The organism is Pseudoalteromonas sp. MB41, assembly GCF_020966275.1.
GTDB lineage: Bacteria > Pseudomonadota > Gammaproteobacteria > Enterobacterales > Alteromonadaceae > Pseudoalteromonas > Pseudoalteromonas lipolytica.
Genome location: NZ_JAJJZF010000017.1, coordinates 43,950 through 69,569, shown reverse-complemented (window position 1 = coordinate 69,569; position 25,620 = coordinate 43,950). Strand labels below are relative to the sequence as shown.

At 42.2% G+C, this 25,620-nt stretch carries 24 protein-coding genes and 1 pseudogene; 7 read left to right on the top strand and 18 right to left on the bottom strand.

All coding sequences use genetic code 11. The features are described from left to right. Positions 1–48: 48 nt before the first annotated feature. The 3 genes and pseudogenes from xni to LPA49_RS15570 form a co-directional block, all read right to left on the bottom strand. Positions 49–822 (bottom strand): flap endonuclease Xni, encoded by a 774-nt coding sequence (gene xni / locus LPA49_RS15580; protein ID WP_118844876.1) that lies wholly within the window; start codon positions 820–822, stop codon positions 49–51. 11 nt (positions 823–833) lie between these two features. After that, positions 834–2,177, bottom strand: a complete 1,344-nt coding sequence (gene ppnN, locus LPA49_RS15575) for a nucleotide 5'-monophosphate nucleosidase PpnN (RefSeq protein ID WP_036971989.1) — start codon at positions 2,175–2,177, stop codon at positions 834–836. Between the two features lie 74 nt (positions 2,178–2,251). Beyond that, positions 2,252–3,731 (bottom strand): annotated as a pseudogene (locus LPA49_RS15570) (diguanylate cyclase). Between the two features lie 260 nt (positions 3,732–3,991). On the opposite strand from LPA49_RS15570, the gene LPA49_RS15565 reads away from it, so the two are divergent. Next, entirely contained in the window at positions 3,992–5,773 is a 1,782-nt protein-coding gene (locus LPA49_RS15565; protein WP_230237076.1) for a M61 family metallopeptidase, read from the top strand. Between the two features lie 4 nt (positions 5,774–5,777). Here the strand turns inward: LPA49_RS15565 and LPA49_RS15560 are convergent, their stop codons facing one another. From LPA49_RS15560 to hisG, 12 genes are all read right to left on the bottom strand, one after another. Then, positions 5,778–6,572, bottom strand: coding sequence for a glycosyltransferase family 25 protein (locus tag LPA49_RS15560; protein ID WP_230237075.1), 795 nt, complete (start codon positions 6,570–6,572; stop codon positions 5,778–5,780). Between the two features lie 64 nt (positions 6,573–6,636). Then, complete coding sequence (locus LPA49_RS15555) at positions 6,637–6,822, bottom strand: DUF1289 domain-containing protein (protein ID WP_083633614.1); 186 nt, start codon at positions 6,820–6,822, stop codon at positions 6,637–6,639. A gap of 51 nt (positions 6,823–6,873) precedes the next feature. Next, positions 6,874–7,386: a hypothetical protein gene (locus LPA49_RS15550; protein WP_075593264.1), complete on the bottom strand. Its 513-nt coding sequence runs from the start codon at positions 7,384–7,386 to the stop codon at positions 6,874–6,876. Positions 7,387–7,547: 161 nt separating this feature from the next. Next, entirely contained in the window at positions 7,548–8,285 is a 738-nt protein-coding gene (locus LPA49_RS15545; RefSeq protein WP_230237072.1) for a DUF4097 domain-containing protein, read from the bottom strand. A gap of 133 nt (positions 8,286–8,418) precedes the next feature. Continuing rightward, positions 8,419–9,033, bottom strand: coding sequence for a bifunctional phosphoribosyl-AMP cyclohydrolase/phosphoribosyl-ATP diphosphatase HisIE (hisIE, locus tag LPA49_RS15540; RefSeq protein ID WP_230237069.1), 615 nt, complete (start codon positions 9,031–9,033; stop codon positions 8,419–8,421). Beyond that, on the bottom strand, positions 9,024–9,803 hold the full coding sequence (gene hisF, locus LPA49_RS15535; protein ID WP_036971975.1) for an imidazole glycerol phosphate synthase subunit HisF: 780 nt from the start codon (positions 9,801–9,803) through the stop codon (positions 9,024–9,026). The genes hisIE and hisF overlap by 10 nt, the downstream gene beginning before the upstream one ends. Continuing rightward, the gene (locus LPA49_RS15530; protein WP_230237067.1) at positions 9,785–10,519 is read right to left on the bottom strand and encodes a 1-(5-phosphoribosyl)-5-[(5-phosphoribosylamino)methylideneamino] imidazole-4-carboxamide isomerase; all 735 of its coding nucleotides are present in this window, start codon (positions 10,517–10,519) and stop codon (positions 9,785–9,787) included. Before LPA49_RS15530 ends, hisF begins: the two co-directional genes overlap by 19 nt. A gap of 28 nt (positions 10,520–10,547) precedes the next feature. Then, complete coding sequence (gene hisH, locus LPA49_RS15525) at positions 10,548–11,138, bottom strand: imidazole glycerol phosphate synthase subunit HisH (RefSeq protein ID WP_230237064.1); 591 nt, start codon at positions 11,136–11,138, stop codon at positions 10,548–10,550. Further along, positions 11,135–12,196 carry a bifunctional histidinol-phosphatase/imidazoleglycerol-phosphate dehydratase HisB gene (gene hisB / locus LPA49_RS15520; RefSeq protein ID WP_036971969.1) on the bottom strand — a complete coding sequence of 354 codons (1,062 nt, stop codon included), beginning with the start codon at positions 12,194–12,196 and terminating at the stop codon, positions 11,135–11,137. The genes hisH and hisB overlap by 4 nt, the downstream gene beginning before the upstream one ends. Then, entirely contained in the window at positions 12,196–13,290 is a 1,095-nt protein-coding gene (gene hisC, locus LPA49_RS15515; RefSeq protein WP_230237061.1) for a histidinol-phosphate transaminase, read from the bottom strand. The genes hisB and hisC overlap by 1 nt, the downstream gene beginning before the upstream one ends. Continuing rightward, complete coding sequence (hisD, locus tag LPA49_RS15510; protein WP_036971965.1) at positions 13,280–14,581, bottom strand: histidinol dehydrogenase; 1,302 nt, start codon at positions 14,579–14,581, stop codon at positions 13,280–13,282. Before hisD ends, hisC begins: the two co-directional genes overlap by 11 nt. Before the next feature lie 6 nt (positions 14,582–14,587). Next, entirely contained in the window at positions 14,588–15,487 is a 900-nt protein-coding gene (gene hisG, locus LPA49_RS15505) for an ATP phosphoribosyltransferase (RefSeq protein ID WP_036971963.1), read from the bottom strand. Positions 15,488–15,831: 344 nt separating this feature from the next. Here hisG and LPA49_RS15500 point away from each other — a divergent pair, with 344 nt between their 5' ends. Both LPA49_RS15500 and LPA49_RS15495 read left to right on the top strand, forming a co-directional pair. Then, complete coding sequence (locus tag LPA49_RS15500) at positions 15,832–16,077, top strand: hypothetical protein (RefSeq protein ID WP_230237058.1); 246 nt, start codon at positions 15,832–15,834, stop codon at positions 16,075–16,077. Positions 16,078–16,170: 93 nt separating this feature from the next. Next, positions 16,171–17,160 (top strand): sensor domain-containing diguanylate cyclase, encoded by a 990-nt coding sequence (locus LPA49_RS15495; protein ID WP_036971958.1) that lies wholly within the window; start codon positions 16,171–16,173, stop codon positions 17,158–17,160. A gap of 53 nt (positions 17,161–17,213) precedes the next feature. Here the strand turns inward: LPA49_RS15495 and LPA49_RS15490 are convergent, their stop codons facing one another. Next, positions 17,214–18,503 (bottom strand): sodium:proton antiporter, encoded by a 1,290-nt coding sequence (locus LPA49_RS15490; protein ID WP_118844883.1) that lies wholly within the window; start codon positions 18,501–18,503, stop codon positions 17,214–17,216. A 226-nt stretch (positions 18,504–18,729) separates the two neighbouring features. Beyond that, a complete protein-coding gene (locus LPA49_RS15485; protein WP_230237056.1) occupies positions 18,730–19,809 on the bottom strand; it encodes a mechanosensitive ion channel family protein in 1,080 nt (359 codons plus the stop codon). Positions 19,810–19,964: 155 nt separating this feature from the next. Between LPA49_RS15485 and LPA49_RS15480 the strand changes: the two genes are divergently transcribed. The 3 genes from LPA49_RS15480 (at position 19,965) to LPA49_RS15470 (ending at position 23,246) form a co-directional block, all read left to right on the top strand. Further along, a complete protein-coding gene (locus tag LPA49_RS15480; protein WP_036971947.1) occupies positions 19,965–21,881 on the top strand; it encodes an ATP-dependent DNA helicase in 1,917 nt (638 codons plus the stop codon). 10 nt (positions 21,882–21,891) lie between these two features. Beyond that, positions 21,892–22,584, top strand: coding sequence for a tRNA (adenosine(37)-N6)-threonylcarbamoyltransferase complex dimerization subunit type 1 TsaB (gene tsaB / locus LPA49_RS15475; RefSeq protein WP_074989071.1), 693 nt, complete (start codon positions 21,892–21,894; stop codon positions 22,582–22,584). 338 nt (positions 22,585–22,922) lie between these two features. Next, on the top strand, positions 22,923–23,246 hold the full coding sequence (locus tag LPA49_RS15470; protein WP_065979051.1) for a hypothetical protein: 324 nt from the start codon (positions 22,923–22,925) through the stop codon (positions 23,244–23,246). 63 nt (positions 23,247–23,309) lie between these two features. Here LPA49_RS15470 and LPA49_RS15465 read toward each other — a convergent pair whose 3' ends face one another. Beyond that, positions 23,310–24,599: an alkaline phosphatase gene (locus tag LPA49_RS15465; RefSeq protein WP_036971942.1), complete on the bottom strand. Its 1,290-nt coding sequence runs from the start codon at positions 24,597–24,599 to the stop codon at positions 23,310–23,312. Positions 24,600–24,709: 110 nt separating this feature from the next. Here LPA49_RS15465 and LPA49_RS15460 point away from each other — a divergent pair, with 110 nt between their 5' ends. After that, entirely contained in the window at positions 24,710–25,561 is an 852-nt protein-coding gene (locus LPA49_RS15460; protein ID WP_036971941.1) for an alpha/beta fold hydrolase, read from the top strand. Positions 25,562–25,620: the final 59 nt, after the last annotated feature.

The following is a 25,620-nucleotide window of genomic DNA, read 5'->3' as shown; positions in this document are numbered from 1 at the left end:
GAATTTTCAGTATACGCGCAGTTGATAAACTGTGCTACGAGATTGCGACTAATTGAGCCTTAACTGCTTTAAACTAAAGCCTAAGTTTATATCTGTTCGTAACATTACTAAATTTTTAGAGATAATCAGCTTATCCATATCAGCGGTTAACTTACGTTTTAAAGTGGCATTGAGTGCGTCGTCCATCATGGCCGCTTCAATCGACTCATAGTCATTAATTAATTGCTCAGCCGATTTATTACCAATTCCTTTAACGCCCGGTATGTCATTGGTTTTATCACCTGCAAGTGCCCAAAAGTCAATAAGTCGGTGCTGGGGGACATTAAACCGCTGTTTAATGTCTTGATGCTCAATATAGTGTTTTTTAAAGTAATCGAATATGGCGATATGCGCTGATAAAAACGGTAAAAAGCCTTTATCGGTAGACACAATAGTGGACGAGACATTATTTGATGCTGCTTTGTAGGCAAGCGTGGCAATGATATCGTCTGCTTCGTCGTTCTCAGGTGAGAACACCACGATACCGGTCTCTTCGATAGCGTGTTTAAAACGCGCTAAATTGTTTTTTAGAGTATCAGGCATGGGGGAACGCGTACTTTTGTAAGCTGCGTAGTAATGATATCGCCAGCTTTTATCGCCATCAAACACCGCAATTGCATGGGTGGCGTTGCATTGACTTAGTAATTTTTTACAAGCATGTGCCACGCGGGCACAGCTTGCTTTAATCATATGCTCTTCACTGTGATGACTCTGATTACTATCAACGGCATAGATGCGCCGAATAAGGTTTAACGCATCTATTAAAAGTAATTGGGTTGTCACATGTTCTCCAGTTATGCTTTGATTTCATAGCAAGGGATATACTTGCTGCCAGGTAACTTCATACGACCTTGCTCAACAAAAGCGGCAAGCAGTTTATCCATATCGGCCATTAATGCAGGCTCGCCACTGAGTACAAAGCGGCCGTACTGTTTAATCGCCTGTAAGCCTTCATCTTTTACATTGCCAGCAACAATACCCGAAAATGCGCGTCGTAGATTAGCTGCAAGTTGTTGAGTAGGTTGATCTAAATGTAAATCTAAGCTTGCCATATTAGCATGTGTCGGCGCGAACGGCTGCTGAAAATCGTTATCAATTTTTAATGTCCAGTTAAAGTAGTAGGCATCACCTTGGCTTTTACGGTATTCGCGTACGTCTGCCATTTTAGCTTTAAGGGTTCTGCCAACACGTTCAGGGTCATCAATTATGACGTCAAATTTATCAAGGGCTTTTTTGCCGAGTGTGTTTTCAACAAATTTACAAAGCTCAATAAAGTAGTTTTCACTTTGTTTAGGCCCTGTGAGAATAACGGGTAAACATTGCTTCTCGTTTTCAGGGTGCAATAAGATGCCTAATAAATAGAGCAACTCTTCAGCAGTGCCCGCGCCGCCAGGGAAAATAATAATACCATGCGCAGAACGTACAAAAGCCTCTAAACGTTTTTCGATGTCAGGCAGTATAACCAGCTCATTCACGATAGGGTTAGGTGGCTCAGCGGCAATGATACTAGGCTCTGTTAAGCCTAAATATCGGTTGTCGGTAATACGCTGTTTAGCATGGCCAATGGTCGCCCCTTTCATGGGGCCTTTCATTGCACCTGGGCCGCAACCGGTGCAAATATTTAAACCACGCAAGCCTAACTCGTAACCCACCTGTTTGGTGTATTTATATTCGACTTCGTTAATAGAGTGGCCTCCCCAGCATACAATCATACTAGGATCGCTATTAACTCTGAGTGCTCCTGCGTTTCTGAGCATGTCGAATACCATATGGGTAATGGCCTTTTGCTCTGTTAGATCTTTTTCGTATTTTTGGCAAATAAACAGGATGTCACGGATCACTGAGAAAATATGTTCGTGAATACCCGTGATTATTTCGCCATCGACAAACGCGGATTCTGGTGGATTCTCTAATTCAATTTTAATACCGCGCTCACGGCTTAATAAGCGAATGTCGAAATTTTCATATTTGTCGTAAATTTCAGAACTTGAGTCTGTGTGGCTACCCACATTGAGAACAGCGAGCACGCAGTTCCTAAATAATTTATAACGCTCGCTGGTGGATGATTGTTCGAGTAGATCAACTTCTAGTTGTGATAGTAAATCCAGTACACCGGTAGGATTCAGTTGTTTTAACATAAGCACTCTCCTAGCTCGTCAATGAGCCTGTCTAATATGTATTAAAGACCCTAAGTAAGGTATACATGAGGTCTTTATTTGCTAATGCAAACTCTATTTCGTCCTTCATTTTTAGCTGTATAAAGCGCTTCATCAGCTCGGTCAAAGGCAATCAATTGCGTATCGCCTTTTTTTTAGTTGAGTCGCGCCAATTGAAATCGTAATTTCAACCTGCGTATCTTTAAATTTGAATGGGATACTTTGAATTGTTTTTCGTAGTTTTTCTAAGGGGGCTACGGCTTTTTCAAGCGGCATGCCGGTCATTAAAAGTACAAACTCTTCACCGCCGTAACGGGCTATAAAGTCAGACTTTCTAATTGATTTTTGCAGCGCTTTGGCGAGCACCTGAAGTGTTTTATCGCCTGCACTGTGGCCATATCTGTCGTTGATTGATTTAAAATGATCGACATCAATAACGACTAAAGTAAGCTCAGAACCTTGCGATAAAAACAACTGGTATTCATGTTCAAAGCGCTCATCAAATGCGGCACGGTTCGGAAGTTTCGTTAAGCCATCAAGCAAACTTTTAAAACGTTGTTCGTTTAAACGTTGCTTATAAGTTGTCAGTTTACTCTCTAGACTACTTACCCGATTATTAATGTCTTTAAAGCTTGCAAGTAAGTTTTCACGCTCAGCGTGTTCAAGTTTTTCTTTGGTGATTAAATCATCGCTCAATGACTTGAGCTCTTCTTCCACTAATTCTTTAAGCGCCGAAATTGATGTTGCTTGTTGAGTTTGCTGATTAAGATTTTTAATTTTGCTTTCGATTCTTTTATTAAGTGAATCGTATTCTGCACTCAGTGACTCAGAGTGTTTAGTGGTTGAGACAATAGAATGATGCAGCTCTTCAATTGTCTGATTTAACGAAATTAAAAAGCTCTGCGCCGACTGGCGTTCTTTACTTATATTTTGTGAAATAATGGTAATAATGCCAATCGCAGCATCAAGTAGCTCATCAACGCTGTCGTTGCGCGTAATTTGGTTTCTGATACTTTTTATTTGTTCAGCACTTTCGTCTTCAAATAACAGTCCATTAGCCAATGTCATTAGCTCAGAGGCAAGCTCGGGTTTAATTAAAGCTTCGCCGGTATCACTTTCAGCTAGCTTTGCTTGCAGGGCTTGGTGATAAATAACAACCAGCTTGGATAAAATGGGCACAAAATCATGGTTCGATTGAATGTTATCAAGCTCACGGTCAAGCAAGTTGCGCAGCGAGCGGCGCGCATCATCAGGTAACCCTTTTACTTTTTGTAACTGCTTGCCCGCATCTAATACGCTTTTATTAAGATCGCGCTGCAAGGCAATTTGTTTTGCTTCTTGGTGTTTGAGTAAACCGAGTACATCGTCAATAAAGGGGGCTAGTAGGTTAAAATCAACGCCTTTTTTTAGAGCACTTCGGTATTTGGCAAGGCGGTTATCAAGCTCCATGTCTAGGCCTTTACAGCTCAGCGATAACTTAGCCGCAAACTGTGAAAGTACTTCAACTTGATGTTTGCGCGCATCCTCGACAACCATCCTTGCGTCGATCGCTTGCTTTAACTTTTTATTAAGAACATCATGCTGTTGCTGCACTTACTTACACCGCCATCAAGTTTTATATTTATGTACCTTAAGTCTACAACAATTTAATGTGAAATGTAGGTGATAAGTCAAAAACTTAACTATTTTGTCTATCAGGCTTATTGCTACGGCAGTTTATCGGTTTTTAATTCACATTTTATATCTCAGTTGATAGGCTAATTCGCAATTATCGATAGTAATAAAAAAGAGTTGTTATGAAAAAGTTTTTGGCTATGTCAATTTTGGCCGCATGCTCTAGCAGTGTGTTTGCAGATGTAAACTATTCACTGGCGATCACTGAACCTGAACATCACTTAGGTAATGTTAGTGTGGAGTTTCCTGAGACAGCCCAAGCGCATTTAGACGTAAAACTTCCGGCATGGCGTACTGGACGCTACGAAATTTTAAACCTTGCGAATGGGGTACGTTTTTTCGATGCGAAAGATGATGATGGTAAGCCGTTAAAATGGGAAAAAATTGACCACAGCACATGGCGTGTTCACTTAAATGAGCCAACACACGTTAATATTGATTATCAAGTCTATGCCAATGAACTAGGTAAACGCGCGCGTCACATCGATGACAGCCATGCGTTTATTGATGCATCGGGCTTTTTCATGTTCAGTGAATCATTTCGCCAAGACCCTGTGACGGTAAAGCTTGATGTGCCTAAAGCATGGCGCTCTGTTTCGAGTATGGAAAATGCAGGTTCAAAACACAGTTTTAAAGCGGCTGATTACGATATTTTGGTCGACTCGCCAATTGAAACAGGCATTAACGAGTTACATAAATTCACGGTGGATGGCCGAGACTACGAGCTGGTTATTTGGGGCGACGGTAACTACGACGTTGAGCAAATGCTAACGGACCTTAAAAAACTAGTGGCTACAGGTAATGTAATTTGGGATAGCTATCCGTATGAGCGCTATGTATTTATGGTACATGCAACGTCTGGTGCAGGGGGAGCTACAGAGCATTTAAATTCAACAATTATTCAGCGCCCACGTGACCGTTTTGGCTCTCGTAAAGACTACTTAGCGTTCATTAGTACTGCTGCCCATGAGTTTATTCATACATGGAATGTAAAGGCGTATCGTCCGAAAGGCATCGCTCCTTACGATTACACAAATATTAACTACGCGAAAACACTGTGGATTGCAGAGGGGTCTACAAGTTACTTTGAAGATCATCTGTTAGTGCGTTCTGGTATTGCAAAAACGGATGAGTTTTTTGATACCCTAACTAAAACTATTAACCGCCACTTACAAACCCCAGGTCGTGAAGTACAAAGCGCCGCTGAAACCAGCTTTGATAAGTGGATCAATCAAGGTGGTGACCATGCTCGCAACTACAGCACTAATATCTACCTTGAAGGCTCGTTAATTTCAATGGCACTTGATATCGACTTGCTAGAAAAAAGTGATGGCAAAATCAGTTATCGTGATGTGCACCGTGCGCTTTACAATAAGCATCGTTTGCCTGATGGTTTTACACCTGATGATGTAAAAGCCATTTTAAAAGAGCTAACGGGTCGTGATTACAGCGCATGGTGGCAAGCTAATGTGGATGAGCCAGCAGCCATTGATTTTGATGCCTTGCTAGCAAAAGTTGGCTTAGGTTTGACTCGCCCTGAAGGCGCAAAATCAGTACCGAGTATTGATTCATTCGCTAAAAATAGCGGTGAGTTACTAACACTTACACATGTTCGTCGTGGTGGTGCAGCATGGCAAGCAGGTTTAACAACAGACGATAAAATCGTTGCCTTCAACAAAAAGCATGTTGGTAAAGATTTAAAAGCAAGCTTAGAAACGTTTAAAGCGGGCGACACAGTGACTGTTGACTTTATCCGCCGTGATGCGCTGCAAAGCACAACGCTCACACTTGGCGAAGACTTCGATAAAGAGAAAAAAGTAACAGCATTAAAAGATGCTACACCTGCTCAAATGGCGTTGTTTAAAGCATGGATGGGTGTTGACCACCCAAACCAAGCTAAGTAAACATTTAATGATTTTTGATTGGTAAGAGAGGAGCTGCGGCTCCTTTCTTTTTGTCGGGCGTTTGTTGGGCTTTTACAAACTGTTTGGTGTATTTTGCGTTTAAAATTGCACTGTGTAGCTGTTGCTTTTTACGTCGCCAAAATGACTTTTTAACCTGACAAGACCTATCACGAATATCGCTTTGCGCACTGTCAGGTTGTATAACAGGGTAAGGCAGGAGTGAAAAGCCATAAACGCCGGTTTCCCACACGTGTTGCAAATCGCAGTCTACAGGGCGCGCAAATGTGTCTGTGGCCTTAAGCAGTGCTTTAGCCCCCGCTAAGCTAATAGCCGTTGCGCAGCAGCCAGACATGAGTTTTTTATGAATTGCTAAGTGCTGACCATCTGCAAGCGGTTTTGCGTATGCAATGTCACGATTGCGATTTTTATACGCGGCCAATTTAATGAGTTGCCATGGCTGTTTTAAGTGATTGATGTTCTCGATAGCACTGTGAATTGAGCGGTCGAGCACAAAATCATCTTCTAAAATAATGGCGTAGTCGAGTTGCCTATCGACGATTGTTTGCCATGCTTTTCGGTGACTCAGGTAACAGCCTATTTCACCTCGACTTAAAGGTTTGTGGTACTTTTTAAGGTTTAAACGTGCATTGTAATGCTTGGCGATATCTGCGTCTGTTAATGTTTTACCATCGACAGCATCAATGCGCTCAAATGCTAAGTTCTGTGCATTAAGCTCATCGCTTACGCGGTTTAGTCGCTCTATTGAACTTGCTAAGTTAATTACAAAAATAGGGGGCATTATGCTTACCTGATGAGTCGTTTTAATCAGGCTAACAAGCTTTAATGACGCTGGGGTGTCAGCATTATTTCGTTTTTATGTCAGAGCGAGGGGTATTTAAAATCGCACACTTTTCTTTTTCAGATAAAATGATCCAATCAAAAATTTCATCATTCGTTCGGCCACACCCAGTGCAGTAGCCATTAAGTCGATGGCATTGCCCAATGCAGTCAGTTTTATATGTGGATTTTGGCTTTTTAGAGTCTGTCATGCGAGTTAAATGTTAAGGCCACAACAATGTGGCCTTATTGCATTCGATAGGTTATTTACCTGCAACAGGTTTACCAATTTCAAGAGTGGTTGACCAAGGCTGTTTTCGCGATAATGTTTTACCCGAATGAATAGAAATAACGGGGGTATTTTCATCAAGCACAAACGTTGTACGCAGTGATTCTGCAGACTCTTTTTGGGTTTGATGCCAGTTATTATCTGCTAAACAAGCTTGGGTGAAATTGACTGCCCGAGTGTGATCTGCAACCGCTTGCTGTTGTTGCGCGTAGTTACCTACACAACGATACGTGACATTGTCATTATCAAGCGCTGTAATTTGGCAGTTGTCGGAAATTAGGTTGTATTTTGCTGTCCATGTTTCCATGTATTTTGTGTTCACACGGCTGCGTTTTAAGCCTTCAAAGCGATTGTCGTATGCGCCTAAAAGTGCATTAATCTTCTCGCAAGGTGTCAAATTATCTATGGCGGCTTGTTGCTCGGTCGTAAGGCCAGTACAACCTGTTAAAACAAGGCCAAAAAGTAAGGCGGCGAGTGGCTTTTTCATATCAGGCTATCCTTTTAAATAGCAGTTCCTTTAACGTTTCCTAAAGGATACCTAAGCCCTTGTAAAAATGCTAATAAAGATTTATTGGCGGGGGTTTTTGTGATGACAAATTGCCCCATAAATAAGGGGCAATTGAATAACATTATTATACATACGCGTATTTATAACGTTGTTTTACCTAAAATATTCGTTACGTTAACTGAACCTGAGCCATCGCTAAGTAGTTCAAAGTTAGCTGCTTTATCAACACGAATGCTGCCAGAACCGTCTGAAATAACCACATCACCTGCGATATCGTTTAAGTCGATGCCACCAGAGCCGTCGTGAACATTTATATTACCTTGGGTGTGTGCGACATCAATGTTGCCAGAACCATCGTGAATTTTAATATCACGACTGACGTTTCTTACGTTAATGCTGCCAGAGCCATCATTGATTTCAAGTGTGCCTTGAATGTCGATTGCCTCAATGGAACCTGAACCATCGTTGATCACGGTGTTAGCAGCTTTGCGAATAATAATTTCGCCAGAGCCGTCGTGCACGTTGACATTAAATGAACGTGGAATACTGACGGTTAAATCAATGCGTGTTTGTTTATTCGTGTGGTAGTCACATTGGCCAGCAGAAAGCTCTGCATTACTGCCTTTAGCCTCAAGTCCTAAGCAGTATTCATCGTGAGGCTGATCTTGGTAAATTTCAGCTTTTACGGTTACTTCATCAGTGTCACTGCCTGTTATGTGTAAAAAACCTGAACCGGCTTCTACTTTTAGAGCGCTTAGTGATTTTGCGTTTAGTGTCAGGTTTTTAGTGTTTTGTAGAGGCATATCGCCCCACGCGAATGTTTGCGCTGATAACAAACCTGCGGCAATGAGTGATAACGTTTTAACTGTGCTCAACATGACTTTCCCTTTTATATGTATGGTGTTGTTAGCTTAGTCGTAAACGTGGAGGAGAAAGGTTTAAATGGGTTTAAAATTTTTTATGTAATAGCTTAAGATGCGCCATTTTTAGCGGCATCTTAAGCGTTTAATGTTACTTATGGCGGCCTTGTAAGCAGCTCACGACATCAGCCAGTGAAAGGCCTTGACGCTGTAATAACACGGTTAAGTGATACAGTAAGTCAGCCGATTCATTGGTTAATTCATCGTTGTCATGCTTCATGGCTGCCAGTGCCACTTCAACACCTTCTTCACCGACTTTTTGGCAACTACGGCTTAAGTCTTTTGAAAATAAAGACGCTGTGTAGCTTTTACTTGGGTCATCGTCTTTGCGTGAAACAATCACTTGTTCAAGTTCAGCTAAAAAAGCTAGGCTGGGTTTAGCGTCATCACCAAAGCAGCTTTGCGTGCCTAAATGACAGGTTGGGCCTAATGGGTTTGCGAGTACTAAAATGGAATCGTAATCACAATCAGTGTGAACAGAGACGACTTCAAGGTAGTTTTCTGATGTTTCGCCTTTGGTCCACAAGCGCTGCTTTGAACGTGAGTAAAAGGTCACTGTTTGCTTGTCGAAGGTGGCGGCTAAGGCGTCCGCATTCATAAAACCTTGCATCAAAATAATCCCAGAGCGTGCGTCTTGCACAATGGCTGGGATCAATTCGCTTTTGGCAAAATCGACTTGAGTAAGGTTATCTTTGGTTAATTGCATAGTCGTGCCGCTATATTATTATCGATTAAAAATTGTTTTAGTTCGCCAATGTTAATGACGTTCTTATGAAATACGCTGGCAGCAAGTGCACCGTCAACGTGGCTTTGCTGAAATACATCAACAAAGTCTTGCATTGTGCCGGCACCACCTGATGCAATTAGCGGAATGTCGCATAATGCGCGCATTTTAGAAAGCTGAACATTGTCGTAACCTTTACGCACACCATCTTGGTTCATGCAGTTTAACACGATTTCACCTGCGCCTAGGTCTTGCACACGCTTGACCCATTCTTCGGTTTTGTATCGTGTACGGCTTGATGCATTAGGGTCACCCGTTAATTGGTACACTAAATATTCGCCAGTGGTTTCATCGTAAAAGCTATCAATGCCGACAACCACACATTGTTTACCAAACTCATCGTGTAATTCTTTGATAAGTTCAGGGCGTGCAATGGCAGGGCTGTTGATACTGATTTTATCTGCGCCGCGCTCTAGCACACGCGCTGCGTCGGCAACTGATTTAATGCCACCAGCCACACAAAATGGAATATCAATATGGCGGGCAATACTCTCAACCCAATTTACATCAAGTAGGCGTTTTTCGACACTGGCGCTAATTTCATAAAACACCAGTTCATCAGCACCGGCATCGCTGTATGCTTTTGCAAGTGTTAAAATATCACCAACCACTTCGTGGCCTTTAAACTTAACGCCTTTTACGACTTGGCCGTCTTTGACATCTAAGCAAGGAATTATGCGTTTTGATAACATGCTAACGCCTCCTCAACATTAAAGGCACCATCAAGCAATGACTTACCTAAGATAACCCCACCCACACCGAGTTTTTTAAGCTTGGCGATATCGTCAAGCGAGCTTACGCCGCCAGATGCTTGTACTTTTATTTGGTTGTTGTGGTTTATTAAATCTTCATACAGTGCAAATGAAGGGCCTGTCATGGTGCCGTCTTTACTGATATCAGTGCACAGAAAGTCAATGACGCCCAATGCTACGTAAAAATCAACAAGTTCAAATAATCCAAACTCAGATTCACTTAACCAACCGTGAGTGGCAGGAGCCCAGCCGTTTTCGGTTTTGTTTACATCAAGGGCAATCACGAAATGTTCGGCCCCAAACCTTTCAATCCATGCTTGGACTTGCTCGCGCTTTTCAACGGCCATTGAACCAATCACAACTTGGTTAGCTCCGGCTTCTAGCCAGTCGGCCACATCGTGTTCAGAGCGAATACCGCCGCCAACCTGATAAGGGACGTTTAATGCTTTGGTCGCGGTTTGAATATGTTGCCATTGCTTTTTGCTCGGGTCGCGTGCGCCCTCTAAATCAACAAGGTGCAGCTTACCTGCACCGCTGTTTGCGTACGATTGTAAGCGTGCGCCTAGTTCGTAAGGGTAAAATTGTGCTGTATCATACTTACCTTGGTATAAGCGCACAATTTGGTTTTGTAATACATCAAGTGCTGGAATAATCACGTTTTGGTCTCTTATTTTTGTGCTGCGCTTACAGCTGCCAATCTAAAAAGTTTTGTAATAATCGGGTGCCGACTTTGGCACTGCGCTCTGGGTGAAATTGCATGCCTGCATAGTTATCTTTTGCAACAATCGCAGAGAAAGTGTTTCCGTATTCACCACTGACAAGCGTGGCATCGTTGACGGTGTGAGCAAAGCTATGCACAAAGTAAACATGATCTTGCGCTGTTAAACCTTTAGTGAGCGCATGCTCTTTTAATACTGTTAGGTCGTTCCAGCCCATATGCGGTGATGTCAATGTACCTACGTCAAGTTGCTTAACAATACCCGGGATTTTACCTAGGCAATCAACATTGCCTTCTTCGGTGCTTTCGCAAAGTAATTGCATGCCTAAACAAATGCCCATAAGCGGACGATGATATTCATCAATGGCTTGTTGCCAGCCACCGTCTTTTAGGCGCTTCATTGCCACAGAAGCATGGCCTACACCGGGTAAAATAGCACGTTCAAAGCCTTTTAGTTGCTCAGGCGAAGTGATCACTTCTGGATTTTGACCGAGTCGCTCAAACGCAAAACGCACCGAGTTGATATTGGCACAACCCGTATTAATTATGGCAATCATAAACACCCCTTCGAGCTGGCAGTTTGTTGCGTGGCATCTTTTGCGATAGCAGCGCGCAGCGCTCTGGCAAAGGCTTTAAATAAGCCTTCTACTTGGTGATGACAGTTACCCTCGCTGACTGACAAAATCAGGCTCATTGCGGCGTTGTCACTTAAACTTTTAAAGAAATGCTCAACCATTTGCACATCTAAGTCGCCGACTTTTTCACGGCTAAAATCGGCATTTAACACAAACGATGCACGGCCCGATAAATCTATTTGCGCCTCGGCTTTACATTCATCCATCGGTAGCGCAAATCCATAACGGCCAATTTGCGTTTTTGTACCCAGCGCTTGTTTAAGTGCTAGCCCTAAGGCAATACCAATGTCTTCAACGAGGTGGTGTTCATCAATGTGTAAGTCGCCCGTGGCTTGAACATTAAGTCCGATATTGGCGTGGGTGCGAATTTGGTCAAGCATGTGATCAAAAAAGCCAAGGCCAGTACTAATGTCGCCATTTTTGGTTTGGTCTAAATTAACCTGCACATCGATTTGCGTTTCTTTGGTGTTGCGGGTTATGCGACCTTCACGGTTTTGTGTTGTTAGCTGAGTGACAATGGCATCCCAACTGCCGGTGTATAAAATGCCTTCGCAGCATAAGTTAGCAGCAAGACCTATATCTGTTTGGCGGTCACCGATGACAAATGAACGGGCTAAATCAACTTTGCCTGAGCGCATAAGTTCAGTCAGCAACCCTGTTTTAGGTTTACGGCAGTTGCAATTGTCTGCATCAAAGTGGGGGCAAATCAGTACTTCGTCAAATTGAATACCTTGGCTGTTGAGGATATTCATCATTTTGTCTTGCGCAATGTCAAAATCAGCCGTTGGGAAGCTATCTGTACCTAGTCCATCTTGGTTCGATACCATAACTAAGCGGTATCCCGCTGCTTGAAGTTGCAGTAGAGCAGGGATCACATTGGGTAAAAATACTAATTTCTCGAGGCTATCTACCTGTTTATCGGTGATTGGCTCTTCGATAATGGTGCCATCGCGGTCAATAAATAAATACGGGTTACTCATTATACTTCCTGTTCTACTGTGTTACTGGCAAGTGATAAACCATCTAGCCAAATTTTTACTTGTTCTAATTCTTGTTCATTACCGATTGAAATGCGCAGCCAATCATTTTCACCATAAAGAGTGAATGCGCGCATCACAAGACCTTGTGCCAATGCAATATTAAATGACTGTTTATCTTTTAGCTTTAAGGTTACAAAGTTACCTTCACCACTAAGCACCTTAACCACGGCCGATGATTGTTCAAGCCAGTCTTTTAGTTTGGCTTTTAAACTATTTAATATAGTAACTTGGCGACGCATTGAGGCGATGTTATCGCTACTGAGTGCATCAGCCGCAATACGTGCGACTACAGTTGATACTGGATAAGGCGCAATTACTTTACGGATCGGTGCCAGTAAATCACTGTTTGCAAGTGTGAAGCCTGTACGCAAACCTGCTAATGCAAACGCTTTAGATAAGGTTCTTAGCACCACAAGATTATTAAATTCATTAATTAAGCTTGCTGCAGTGTGTTCTGGACAAAACTCTATATAAGCTTCATCTACCACGACGATGGCTTTACCCGCAAGTTGTTGGGTAATCTTTCTGATCTTGTCTAGGCTCGTCATGCTGCCTGTTGGATTATTAGGATTACAAATGAAAACTAATTTCGAGTCAGCTATCGCAGCAACAATTTCATCCACCGTGCCTTTTAACAGTAACTCTTGGGTGAGACCGTTAATGCTCACGTTGTGAGTGTCGGCAGTGACTTTGTACATACCATAGGTTGGTAAAAATAGCGCGATACTGTCTTTTGCTGGGCGGCAAAATGTACGCACCAATAGCTCAATGCCTTCATCGGCACCGCGTGTCATCAGCACTTGCTCTGGCTCTAAGTTGGCATAACATGCGTAACGGTTAATAACCTGTGTTGGCTGTGGATCGGGGTAGCGATTTAAATCGGCCAAACTCACAGTAGGCGTGCGAGAGTAGGGACTTTCGTTGGCATTTAGCCACGTTGTTCCAGTCAGTTTCTCGCTCTTTGCTGAGCTATAAGCTGTTAGGGCTGCAATGTTGTCTGGCAACTGTGTGGTAAGTGTTGAGTTATCGCTCATTATTTAGTGCCTCAAGACGAATTGAAACAGCATTAGCGTGAGCATCAAGCCCTTCTGCTGCGGCCAAAGGTAAAATTGCTTTAGATAATTCACGTAACCCATTTTTGCTAATGGTTTGTACTGTGTAAGTTCTAAAAAAGTCCAGTAAGTTTAAGCTCGAATAGGTGGCACTGTAACCATACGTTGGTAGTACGTGGTTAGTACCTGACGCATAATCGCCTGCAGATTCCGGTGTATAGTCGCCCACAAAGACAGAGCCAGCATTTTTAACTAAGCCTAAATAAGGCTGAGCATCAGCAAGTTGTAAAATTAGGTGTTCAGGACCATATTGTGCTGATACTTCAAATGCCTGCTCAATAGAGTCGACTAAAATCAAGCTTGAATTTGCAAGGGCTTGTTCAGCGGTTTCTTTACGGCTTAATTTTGCAAGCTGCGTTGTTAATGCTTGCTGCGTAAGTTCAATAATGCGCTCACTATTACACAGTAAGATTACTTGTGAATCAGCACCGTGTTCTGCCTGCGATAATAAATCGGCAGCAATAAATTCAGGATTTGCACGTTCATCAGCAATCACCAGTACCTCAGAAGGACCTGCAGGCATATCAATTGCCATGCCCGGAATCGTCTGGGCGACAAGCTGTTTTGCCATTGTCACAAAACTGTTGCCTGGGCCAAATACTTTATTGACCTTCGGTACAGACTCAGTGCCGTAAGCCATCGCTGCAATTGCCCCTGCGCCGCCACTTTCAACAATTGTTCTAATACCGCATAGCTTAGCTGCATAGAGAATTGCAGGGTTAATGCTTTCATCGCCCTTAACAGGTGTTGCAAGCACAACAGTTTTTGCACCGCTTAATTGTGCAAGGACACCTTGCATAATAACCGACGAAGGTAATGGCGCACTGCCACCGGGTACGTATATACCCACTGCTTCAATCGCTTGGTATTTAAGCTCACATAACACCCCAGGTTGAGTTGTTAGTTTAATGTCTTTTGGTAATTGTGCTTGGTGAAAGCGTTTTACATTAGCGTAAGCTGTTTCAATCGCGGCTTTTAATTCGCTCGATAAAAACTGTTCTGCTTGATCAATTTCTTCAACGGGCACTAATAAACGCGGTGTTTCGCGCTTATCAAATTGTTTTGCCATGTTTAAAAGCGCAGCGTCGCCTTGCTCTTTGACTGCCGCTAAGATATCGATGCAAATTGATTCGATCTCTTTGCTTGCCGTGACAGCAGGGCGGGTAAGTACCGCTTGCTGTGCGAGTTGGTTTTCCTCATTCCAGCGAAACATGGATACTTACTCCATCATTTTTTCAATTGGCATAACGAGGATCGAGTTTGCACCGAGTGCTTTCAACTCTTCCATCGTTTCCCAGAATAAGGTTTCGCTGCTCACCATGTGCAGTGCCACATAATCATCACTACCGGCTAAAGCAAGTAATGTTGGTTGACCTGTGCCAGGCAATAAATCACACACTTCATCGAGTTTTGCTTTTGGCGCGTGTAGCATGATGTACTTACTTTCTTTAGCTTGGCGTACACCCCGTAAACGCGGCATTAGGGTGTTGATTAAATCAAGTTTGCTTTGATCTGTCAGGTCTTTGTTTTGGATTAAACAGGCATTTGATTCGAGGATAGTATCGCCTTGCATTAAGCCGTTGGCTTCAAGTGTTGCACCGGTAGACACTAAATCACAGATAGCATCGGCAAGGCCTGCACGCGGAGCCACTTCTACAGAGCCTGTTAGCATAACTGTGCTTGCGTTGATGCCTTCACGTTTTAGATATTGACCTAGAATTTCAGGGTAGGTAGTGGCAATGCGCTTGCCTTCAAACCAGCTCTTCTTTTGCACACCAAGCTCTTGTGGCCAAGCCAGTGCTAAGCGGCAATAGCCGAAATCAAGTTTTGACAGTTTATTTACTTCAAATGCAGCGCCTTGGCGCTCGCGCTCGGCTTGTACTTCAACAAGCACGTTTTCGCCAACGATACCTAAGTCACACACACCGTCCATAACTAGGCCTGGAATATCGTCATCACGTACACGAAGTACATCAATGGGCATGTTAGTAGAGTGTGCTATTAGGCGTTGTTCACGAAGATTCAATTTAACGCCTAGCTGTTTTAAAAGCTCTTGGCAGTCTTTTGATAGTCGGCCGCCTTTCTGGATGGCGATACGTAAACGGTTGTTATTACTCATTATTCATTTTCCTTTAATTCAAAAACTAAAAACCCCGAGGAAACCTCAGGGCGAAAATAAATAATGTGGTTGATTACTCGCCAGAGGTTCCTTTTAGGAATAACCTCTCAGCGAAAAACCTGACAGGCTATTCCGGTGAATGATGGTGATGATGGATAGTTGTCAAGTTGAAGCGCATAATCTTTCCTGTGTTGCACTCGTTTGTGTAAACCAGTGCGTTAATCTGTTTAAATAATTTACGTATATAGATAAACATGTTTTTAATATTTTTGGCAAGCACTTTTTTTTGCAATTAAAGAATATGCTATAACGGTCGATAATAAGTGGATGGGTAGGAGGTACAAATGGATATCATGATCCCCTTTTTAGGACGCATCACGCGTTTACAACTTGAGAGTAAAGGTGCATTCCACATTGCGGGTGTAAAAGATGCGAACGTGCAGAGAATTGAACTCGAAAAGCGGCAAAAACGCGAAATTGAACGGCGTAAAAAAGCAGCCGAAAGTGCTAATAAAAGTGCTGATAAAAAGGATAAAGATATTATCGAAGAAGATGAAGACGGCAATAAGCACCTCGATACATGGGCTTAATGCTTAAGAAAATAAAATTATTTTTATCTCGTTTTCTAGCACTTTGTGCTAGGTTTATAGAGTAAAATTAATTTTCAGATTCAAGGCGATATTATGGATAAGCCAGCAGTACCATTTAGTGAAAAAGCGCGCCTTGAAGAGCTTCGTGCACTCGAAATTTTAGATACCCCAAATGATCCAGCGCTGGATAGAATAACGCGCCTTGTTCAGCAGTTCTTTTCGGTCCCTATTTGTTTAATCAGTCTTGTTGATGAACACCGGCAGTGGTTCAAGTCATGCATTGGGGTCAGCGTAAAACAAACACCGCGTGATATCTCTTTTTGTGCCCATGCGATTTTAGATAATGGTCCATTGGTAGTCTGTGATGCATTGCTAGACCCTAGGTTTGCTGATAATCCCTTGGTGACAGGTGAGCCCAATATCCGTTTTTATGCTGGTAGCCCTATTACATTGCAGTCAGGCAATCGTATTGGCACTTTATGCATAATTGACCATCAGCCTCGGTCGTTCACCCAAGAACAAGCGAATGTGTTAAAAGACTTTACCGCCATTATTGAACGAGAGCTCGCAGTGATGCAATTGGCAACAACTGATGAGTTAACATTATTGCCTAATCGACGAAGTTTCAGCAGTACGGCTGAGCGTTATTTAGATTTATGTATCAGACAAAATTTAAAAGCGAAGTTGGTCTTTATTGATCTCGATAATTTTAAACCGATTAACGATACGTTTGGTCATGCTACTGGCGATGAGGTATTGAAAGGCTTCGCCAATGTTCTAGCATCGTGTTGCAGAAAAGCAGATTTGTTTGCCCGATTGAGTGGCGATGAATTTGTTATTTTGTTTACTGATTTGAGTACCCAAGAATGCGAAGTCATTATGCAGCGATTAGCTGAATCATTTAGTGAATTGTCAGGCCAATTTAAGCATAAATTTAACCTTAGTTTTTCGCATGGGATTGCCAATTTTTCAGGGCAAAAACCATGCTCACTGTCACACCTATTGGCGCTAGCAGATAGCCGAATGTACAAAACAAAAGTGATAAAAAAGAACCTATTAATACCAACCGAGTCAAATGTTTAACTTTCATTAGGTTCAACAATTAACTCAATTGGTATAACGCACATGCAGCGATACTATTTTCCAGTTACGTGTTTGGCAGATTGAATACTGCTTTGAATAAGTGGTGAAATAGTTAAGCCTTGCACAATAATAGAAAAAATGACGACGACGTAAGTCACAATGACAATTAAATCATGAAGGTCTGAGCCCGCAATCATTACTTGGTCGCGAGGTATTGCCGCAGCCATTGCCAGTGCTAACCCGCCTCTTAGGCCACCCCATGTTAGAATCTTCACAGAATGTTTGTCGTATTGCCTATACTTCTTGAAGAACATAAATGGCGTCCCCACGCTGATAAAACGCGCAAGTAATACAACAGGTACCATGAGTAAGCCAAGACCAATTTCTTGAATGGTGATAGGCATAGTGACAATTAGCATACCGATAATCAAAAATAGTAAGGCATTTAAGAAACTGTCGGTTGCATGCCAAAAGTCTTTTACATAGCGAGTATCTTCAGGACCGGTTCGTTCAGTCGCTTTTGAGCGGGTAATATTACCCAACAAAATACCACTTGTGACCATTGCCAGAGCACCTGATATTTCCCAAATGTTAGCAGCTGCAAAGCCCGCAGTAGGAATGGTGAGTGTTAGTAATAAGCGAATATTAACATCGCGGCTATTAATGATTAAAAAGTGCCCGACTAATGCGATTACTAAACCAAACACAATGCCGCCGATTGCATCGACTAAAAATAACTCTGCTACGTCAGTAAACGTTGCCTCTGTACCATAAAAAGCCACCGAGAAAATAGTGGTAAAGATCACCAAACCAATACCATCATTAAACAAAGACTCACCTTCCACTTGCACAGAAATACCTTCTGGGGCTCGCATTTGTTTAATAATGGCTAACACGGCAATAGGGTCAGTAGGGCTAATTAATGCTCCAAATAACAAACAGTAAATGAAAGGGACAGGCCAGCCCACAAAAGCAAATAAATAATAGCTCAAGTACCCTACAATCACGGTTGAAGTAATGGTTGAAAATAGCACTAATGCGGTTATTTCCCACCGCTGTTTACGCAGCGCTGCTAAATTAATTTCAAGCGCACCTGCAAACAGCAAAAACCCTAGCATGCCCTTTAACAATAACTGATTAAAGTTAATACTTGAAACCACCTGAGTCATTTCGAGGGCTGTGGAATCACCGAGCATTTTAACGGCGAGAATAAGGAGTAAAGAAATAACAACAGAGCCTGTTGTTATAGCAATTGTTGTTTGCATTTTGAGGATGAACTGGTTAGCAAAAGCAATAAAAATAGCTAATGCTGAAAGAAAACAAATGAGGTACCAAGCATTCATTGTTTGACCTTAAATATTTTATAAACAAGACACAGAAAGCAGTCACTTTCTGGGCGCATATGGTACGCCTGTATCATACGTATGTCACAGTGTTTATGCGATTTTCATTAAATTTTAGAGTAAAAATTCAAGGTGCTGATTGCATTTGTATAATTGCTGTTAAAATTGTCTCAAAAGAGACAAATCCAACCTGTTGGAAAGTGCAATTATCATAAATTTAGCTAGGTCAATGTGAGTCTTTAAACGACGCAGACTCTTGTGTCGTGTTTATAGCACGAATAGGGTAAGGAATCACAATACCTTCTTGGGCGTAGCGTTTATGTAATGCTTTGATAAAAGCCGATTTCACCCAAAAACGATTAAAGTACTCTTTCACTCTTAGCATCACAGTAAAATTAATACTTGATTGATCAAAGGTGTGAAACACGACAAACGTGTCGTAGTCATCAATTCCCCATTCATGGCTTTTTAGAACTTGCCTTGCTACATCAAGTGTTATTTGCTCGACCTTTTCAAGATCGGAACCATAATGTACCCCCACTTCCACTGGCACACTGAGCTCTTTTTCAGGGTAAAAATAATTGATGATTCGCGATTTAGACAACTGACTATTGGGGATCACTATCATGTTATTGGGCAACATTTTCACCCACGTTGATCGCCAGCCTATTTTTTCAACAAACCCTTGGTCACCACTCTCAAGCTCGATAAAGTCGCCGACTCTAATAGGTTTATCGATAACCAGTTGAACCCCAGAGAAAAAATTTTCTAATGTCGGCTGTAAGGCAAGAGCAACGGCGAGGGAAGTGATCCCTAGCGACGCGATAATAGGCGTGATTGAAATACCTAATGTGCCTAATAAAACCAGTAGTCCAACACTGACAATGGCACAGCGGATCACTCCTTTAATAATGCTGCGGCTGTTAGACACCACTAAAGAGCGCGAACTGTAATAGTCAACGGTACCGAATAAGAAGTGATCTAAAAATAGCACTAAAGCAAAAATTAATATTGATTTCGCAGTCGCTGCGATAGGAAGCGGGTAGTCAGTTAGAAAATCAGTCATGTTTAATAAATGACCAAAAATGATCACAAGCACCATCATTGTGCATAAAGTAAGTGGCGTGGAAATTGAGTCGACGAGCAAAGAGTCAAACACAAAGTCTGTGCGCTGGGTCCACGTTTTTAAACAGTAAATAATTATAAACTTTATTAAAAACAATATAATAGCAGCTGTAAATGTGCCACCAATTACGAGTAGCCATGGCTCGTTTACCCACACATTTAGTGCCAATTCAGAAAACATATTCAACTCTTATGACGTATATGCCATAACAGAAAGCAATTTGTATACCTTTATGGATAGATATTTTTAGTTGTGAGTGATGTCTAGCCCACATTGTATTTAGTCTTGCCCTTGGCAAGTCAGTTACGTAAAATCTGGCCATCACTTTTAATCTATTGGCGAAGTTTATCAAACAACTTTTCAGTGCCACTGGCCCTCTTGCGCTTTCTCTTGATGGATACACACCTCGACAGCCACAAATTGATATGGCTGTTGCGGTTGATGACGCCTTGCAAAAACGTCATCAATTAGTGGTTGAGGCAGGAACGGGGACGGGTAAAACTTATGCTTACTTGGCTCCTGCATTAAAATCAAAAGGTAAGACAATTATTTCTACTGGGTCAAAAGCCCTGCAAGAGCAGTTGTTTCATCGTGATTTGCCAAACTTAGTAAAAGCATTAAGCGCGACAAAAAAAGTGGCCTTATTAAAAGGCCGTGCAAACTATTTATGTACATATCGGTTAAGTCAGCATGTAGCGCACGTGCCAACAGATGACCCGGATGTCATGCATCAATTAGCAATGGTCGCAAAATTTGCCAGCGAAACACGTTCAGGTGATTTAGCCGATTGTATTGGTATTGAAGAAGATGCAAAAGTGCTGCCCTATGTCAGTTCAACGGCCGATAATTGCTTAGGGAAAGAGTGCCCTGACTTTCAAGATTGTTATATACGTAAAGCACGATTAAATGCGATGGAAGCGGATGTTGTGGTGATTAATCACCACTTATTCTTCGCTGATATGGCGGTAAAAGACACCGGTTTTGCTGAATTAATGCCAACAGCCGATGCCTATATTTTTGATGAAGCACACCAATTAAGTGAGATTGCCAGTGATTACTTTGGTGAAAGTGTCAGTACAAAAAAGCTGGTGGATTTAATTAATGATCTGCGGGCAATTTACCGTGCCGATATCCCCGATATGTTGCAGCTGGGTAAAACGCTCAATAAACTAGAAACCAGTGTGGCTGACTTACGCTTGCAGTTTGGTATTGATGGCAGTCGCGGAGATTGGCGAGAAAAGCTGGCCGATAAAGATATCTGCGCGGCACTGCATCGGGTGATAAGCGATCTCGACTTTTTATATCAAGTACTAAAACTATGCTTAGATCGCAGTGAAAAAATAGAGCACCCCTTTGAACGCACGTTGGCCTTTAAAGGGCAGCTTGAACGTGTATTCGATACAGCACAAACAGGTTATAGCTATTGGTACGAAACCACGCGTCGCTATTTAACGGTGAACATTACGCCGCTGAACGTGTCGGCAAAATTTGCACAGATGATGAAAGACACTGGGGCTGGATTTGTTTTTACCTCAGCCACGTTGTCGGTAGATAATGATCTTGGCCACTTTAACGCCAGCCTTGGTTTAAAACCCGCGCAAAGCATGATTGTTGAAAGCCCATTTGACTATGAACAACAGGCCTTGCTGTGTTTACCTCGCTATTTACCTGAGTCGCACGCTAACAACATGCCACATGCCATTATTAAGTTAACACTTGAGCTTATTAAATCAGCCAAAGGGCGTTGCTTTGTACTGTTTACAAGTTACCGTATGATGCATTTGGTGGCGGAAGGGTTAACCACACAATTAGATTACCCGGTGTACATGCAAGGGCAAATGTCAAAACGGATTATTCTTGAAAAATTCACTCGCCACGGTAATGCTGTTTTACTTGGCACTGCCTCTTTTTGGGAAGGGGTGGATGTTAGAGGCAGTACATTAAGTTGTGTTATTATTGATAAATTACCGTTTGCTGCACCAGACGACCCCCTGCTTCAAGCGCGCATGCAAGATTGCCAACTGCAAGGTAAAGACCCTTTTGCGCATATTCAATTACCTCAAGCGGTAATTGCCCTAAAGCAAGGAGTAGGGCGCCTTATTCGTGATAACAAAGATAAAGGTGTATTGGTTATTTGTGATAATCGATTAGTGACACGCCAATACGGCCAAGTATTTTTAAAAAGTTTGCCACCCATGCGACGTACGCGTGATTTAGCAATGGCAAACGCCTTTTTAGAACAGATCAATTAGAGTAATGTAGATGATTAAACAAAATATTCTTGCCCTCGATGCATCAACAGAAGCCTTATCAATTGTGCTTCATTATCAAGGGCAAACATTTCATCATTTTGAAGAGTGCCCGCAACAGCACAGTCAAAAAATATTGCCTTTAATTGATGAATTATTAACCAAAGCGCAATGTAAATTAACGCAGTTAGACGTGATTGGTTTTGGTCAAGGCCCCGGCAGTTTTACGGGGGTACGTATCAGCGTAGCCATCGCGCAAGGTTTGGCCTATGCGGCCAAATTACCGCTTGTGGGTGTATCAACGCTGCAAATGATGGCTCAGCAAGCACATGAACAACATCATGTTTCAGATGTGCTCTCAGCAATTGATGCACGTATGGGGGAAATATACTTTGCTCAATATCAAGCAAATGAGCACGGTTTAATGACACTTGTGAATGAAGAACAAGTGATTAAACCAGAACTACTTACCCTGCCAGATAACTCCGCAACGGCGGTAGGTACAGGCTGGAAAACGTACCCAGAACTTGCCAGTGATACGGCAAATATAAGCGTAAGTCCAGACATTTTATTGCCTGATGCTCAGTACATGTTGGCATCGGTTGCCAGTGCGTTTGAAAAAGGTGATACGGTAAGTGCTGCAAATGCTCAACCTAAATATGTGCGAGATACCGTAACGTGGAAAAAGCTTCCCGGGCGTGAATAACGAGAACATGTTGACCTTTCATAATTAAAATGTGTTCACGCTAGAAGGGATTTAATCGCGGTGCGAGGTTTGTAACCTAGTGATCTGAGTAATAACCGAGCTAAGTAATAACCGAGCTGAGTAATAATCGAGCAAAGCTGCCGTGTGCTGCTCAGCCTCTCACCTATATTATGTAGGCAACCAAGAGTTAATCGCCCCTAGGAAGAACCCGAAGGGCAGCGCATGTTTGGTATGTGTGCTGCGTTATAGCCTATTTATGGGTAATAACCACACCCTAAACTTGCAGCGTTGGCATTTATGACACATAATTTAAGCATCTTTAAATTGGGATTAAGACCTTGACGTTACCGATTGGCTCAGGCTTTTTCACTGGCGATATACCGGGTCAGTATAGCCGTAAAAATACCGTAACTGATGCGCCTAAGGCGATATCAGACCAATCGGCTGAGCAAAAATCGTCAACGGAATATGTTAAAACGAGCCCTCAAGGTGTTGCGCTCGCAGCCGAATTTAAAACAGAGTCACAAAACTATCAGCAAACCATTTACGATAAGCCAAATAACCCGAAAATTAGCCGTGCTATTTCGACGTATACCGAGTTTGCTAATTTAGAGCGACGTGCTGAGGTGCAAAGCCTGATAGGTGTAGATGTGTATGCTTAATGTGAAAACGATAAACATAAAAAAAGCCTAAACACTTGTTTAGGCTTTTTTCGTTTAAAACGATTACTGTTTAATAAAATCAATCAACTTATCAGCAATGTCTGTGTTGTTTTGCGAACCGTAAAAGTCTTTTGCGCGCTGACCGTAAGCAAAAACTTGTACGTCAATAGCTGTATGACCACCCGTTGTCCAGCCAGTAAAACTAGCGTGGTTAATAATATCTTTTACAGCAAGGAGTAACGCTTTATCACCCATTTTTTTAGCTTGCTCAAGTTTGATACTATTTTCTTCGGTAAATTCAATATTAGTATAACGTTGCCATACTGACTTTAAGTCGTCAGTTTTTTGTAACTCATCAGTAATGGTACCCGCCGTCGCTTTAACACCTTTAACGACTTCTGTTTCCCACTTATATTGACCGTGAGCACCCAGAGTTAAACCACCTGTTGAGTGATCAGCTGTGATGACAAGTAACGTGTCTGGGTTTTTATCAACATACGCTTTTGCCTGTTCGATAGACTTTGCAAAGTCGTCCATTTCACCCATTGCACACGCGATATCGTTCGCATGACCACACCAATCAATTTGACTGCCTTCGATCATGACAAAGAACCCTTTATCATTTTGACCATCAAGTAAATCAAGCGCTTTAGACGTCATTTGTGTTAAACGTGTTGGGTTTTCGTCCAGCGCAAACGGTAAACCGACTTCGGCAAATAAACCCAGCGCAGGTATTTGCTTTATCTCATTAAGGGCTGCAAAGTCATCACTGTACTGATAACCAGCCGATTTAAACTCTTCTACAAGATTGCGATCATCACGTACATAGTATTTCGTACCGCCACCTAACATAAGATCGACGGGTAATTTACCGGCGATTTTATTATCAATATAGTCGTTAGCGATTTCGTCATAGTTACGACGAGATTCATTGTGCGCTGCAAAGCTCGCAGGTGTTGCATGATTAATTTGTGACGTTGCCACAAGAGCCGTTGTCATACCACGCTCTTTAGCTATTTCGAGCATTGTTTTGACTGGCTTTTTGTCAGTATCAACGGCGATAGCACCATTATAACTTTTTCGTCCACTGCTTAACGCTGTTGCGCCCGCTGCACTGTCTGTCACATAAGTATGGTCATCAGGGTAAGTGTGCGCCATACCACGTAAAATAGTATCGAATACAGTGGGGTCTACAACTTTGGTGTTTGGATCATCTTTAAAGTAACGATAAGCGGTGGTATATGCAGGGCCCATTCCATCACCAATCATATAAATGATATTTTTTGGTGCAGATTCAGCCATAACTGAACTTGCTGAGCATAATAATGCTAAAAGACTTAATTTAAATTTCATTGATGTAACCTTATTATTGTGCCCTTATTTATACTGCCGAGATTATTGTATACTAGCCAGACGATAAATAAACGCCTTTAAGTTGAAACGTTTAAAAAATAGGAGCAAGTGTGCAGCCTTTTTCTTATCAAACTGGCGATAAAACCTTGCATGGCCTAACCTTTGGTCATGGTGAAGAGGTTGTGATTGCTTTACACGGATGGCTAGATAACGCAAATAGTTACCTGCCTATGCTACATAATGCGACCTTGAACCACACATGGTATTGCGTTGATTTTCCGGGGCACGGCTTATCAGATTGGCGTAATAAAGATGCACATTACTACTTTATAGATTACATTGATGATATCTATATGTTACTTGCGACACTCAATGTGGATCGTGTTCACTTAGTTGGTCATTCGATGGGAGCGATGGTTGCAGGCGTTTTCGCAAGTTGCTTTCCAGAAAAAGTGGCCTCGGTCAATTTTATAGAAGGGATAGGCTGTGTGACTACACCCAGTTCAGATACAGCGAGTCAACTTCGAAAAGCAATTTTGAACCGGGCACGTGTAAACAGTAAACAGCCACGCGCATTTGAGTCAAAGGCGCACATTATTAGTGCAAGACTCGCCAGTGGTGATTTAGCGTACCCGCACGCTGCGCTCCTCATGGAGCGTAATTGTTATGAAAAGGGTGGTAAGTGGTACTTGAGAACCGATCCTAAGCTTAAAAATCATTCAGGGTTTCGTTTTAATGAGGCACAATGTGAAGCAACAATTAAACTCATTAAAGCCCCATGCCAGCTTATAATGGGCGATAAAGGATTTGAGTTCGTAAAACAAAACTTAGATGCTTATGGTAAATATTACAAGGAGTTAAAAATTCATCAGATACCAGGCGGTCACCATTGCCATATGCAAAGTCCTGCATTAACCTTAGAACACATTCATGCATTTATTAGGCACGATAAAGCAAGTTAATTGTATAATTGCACCAAATATGGGATTATCTGCACCATTAGAGTATTTACTCCATTGTG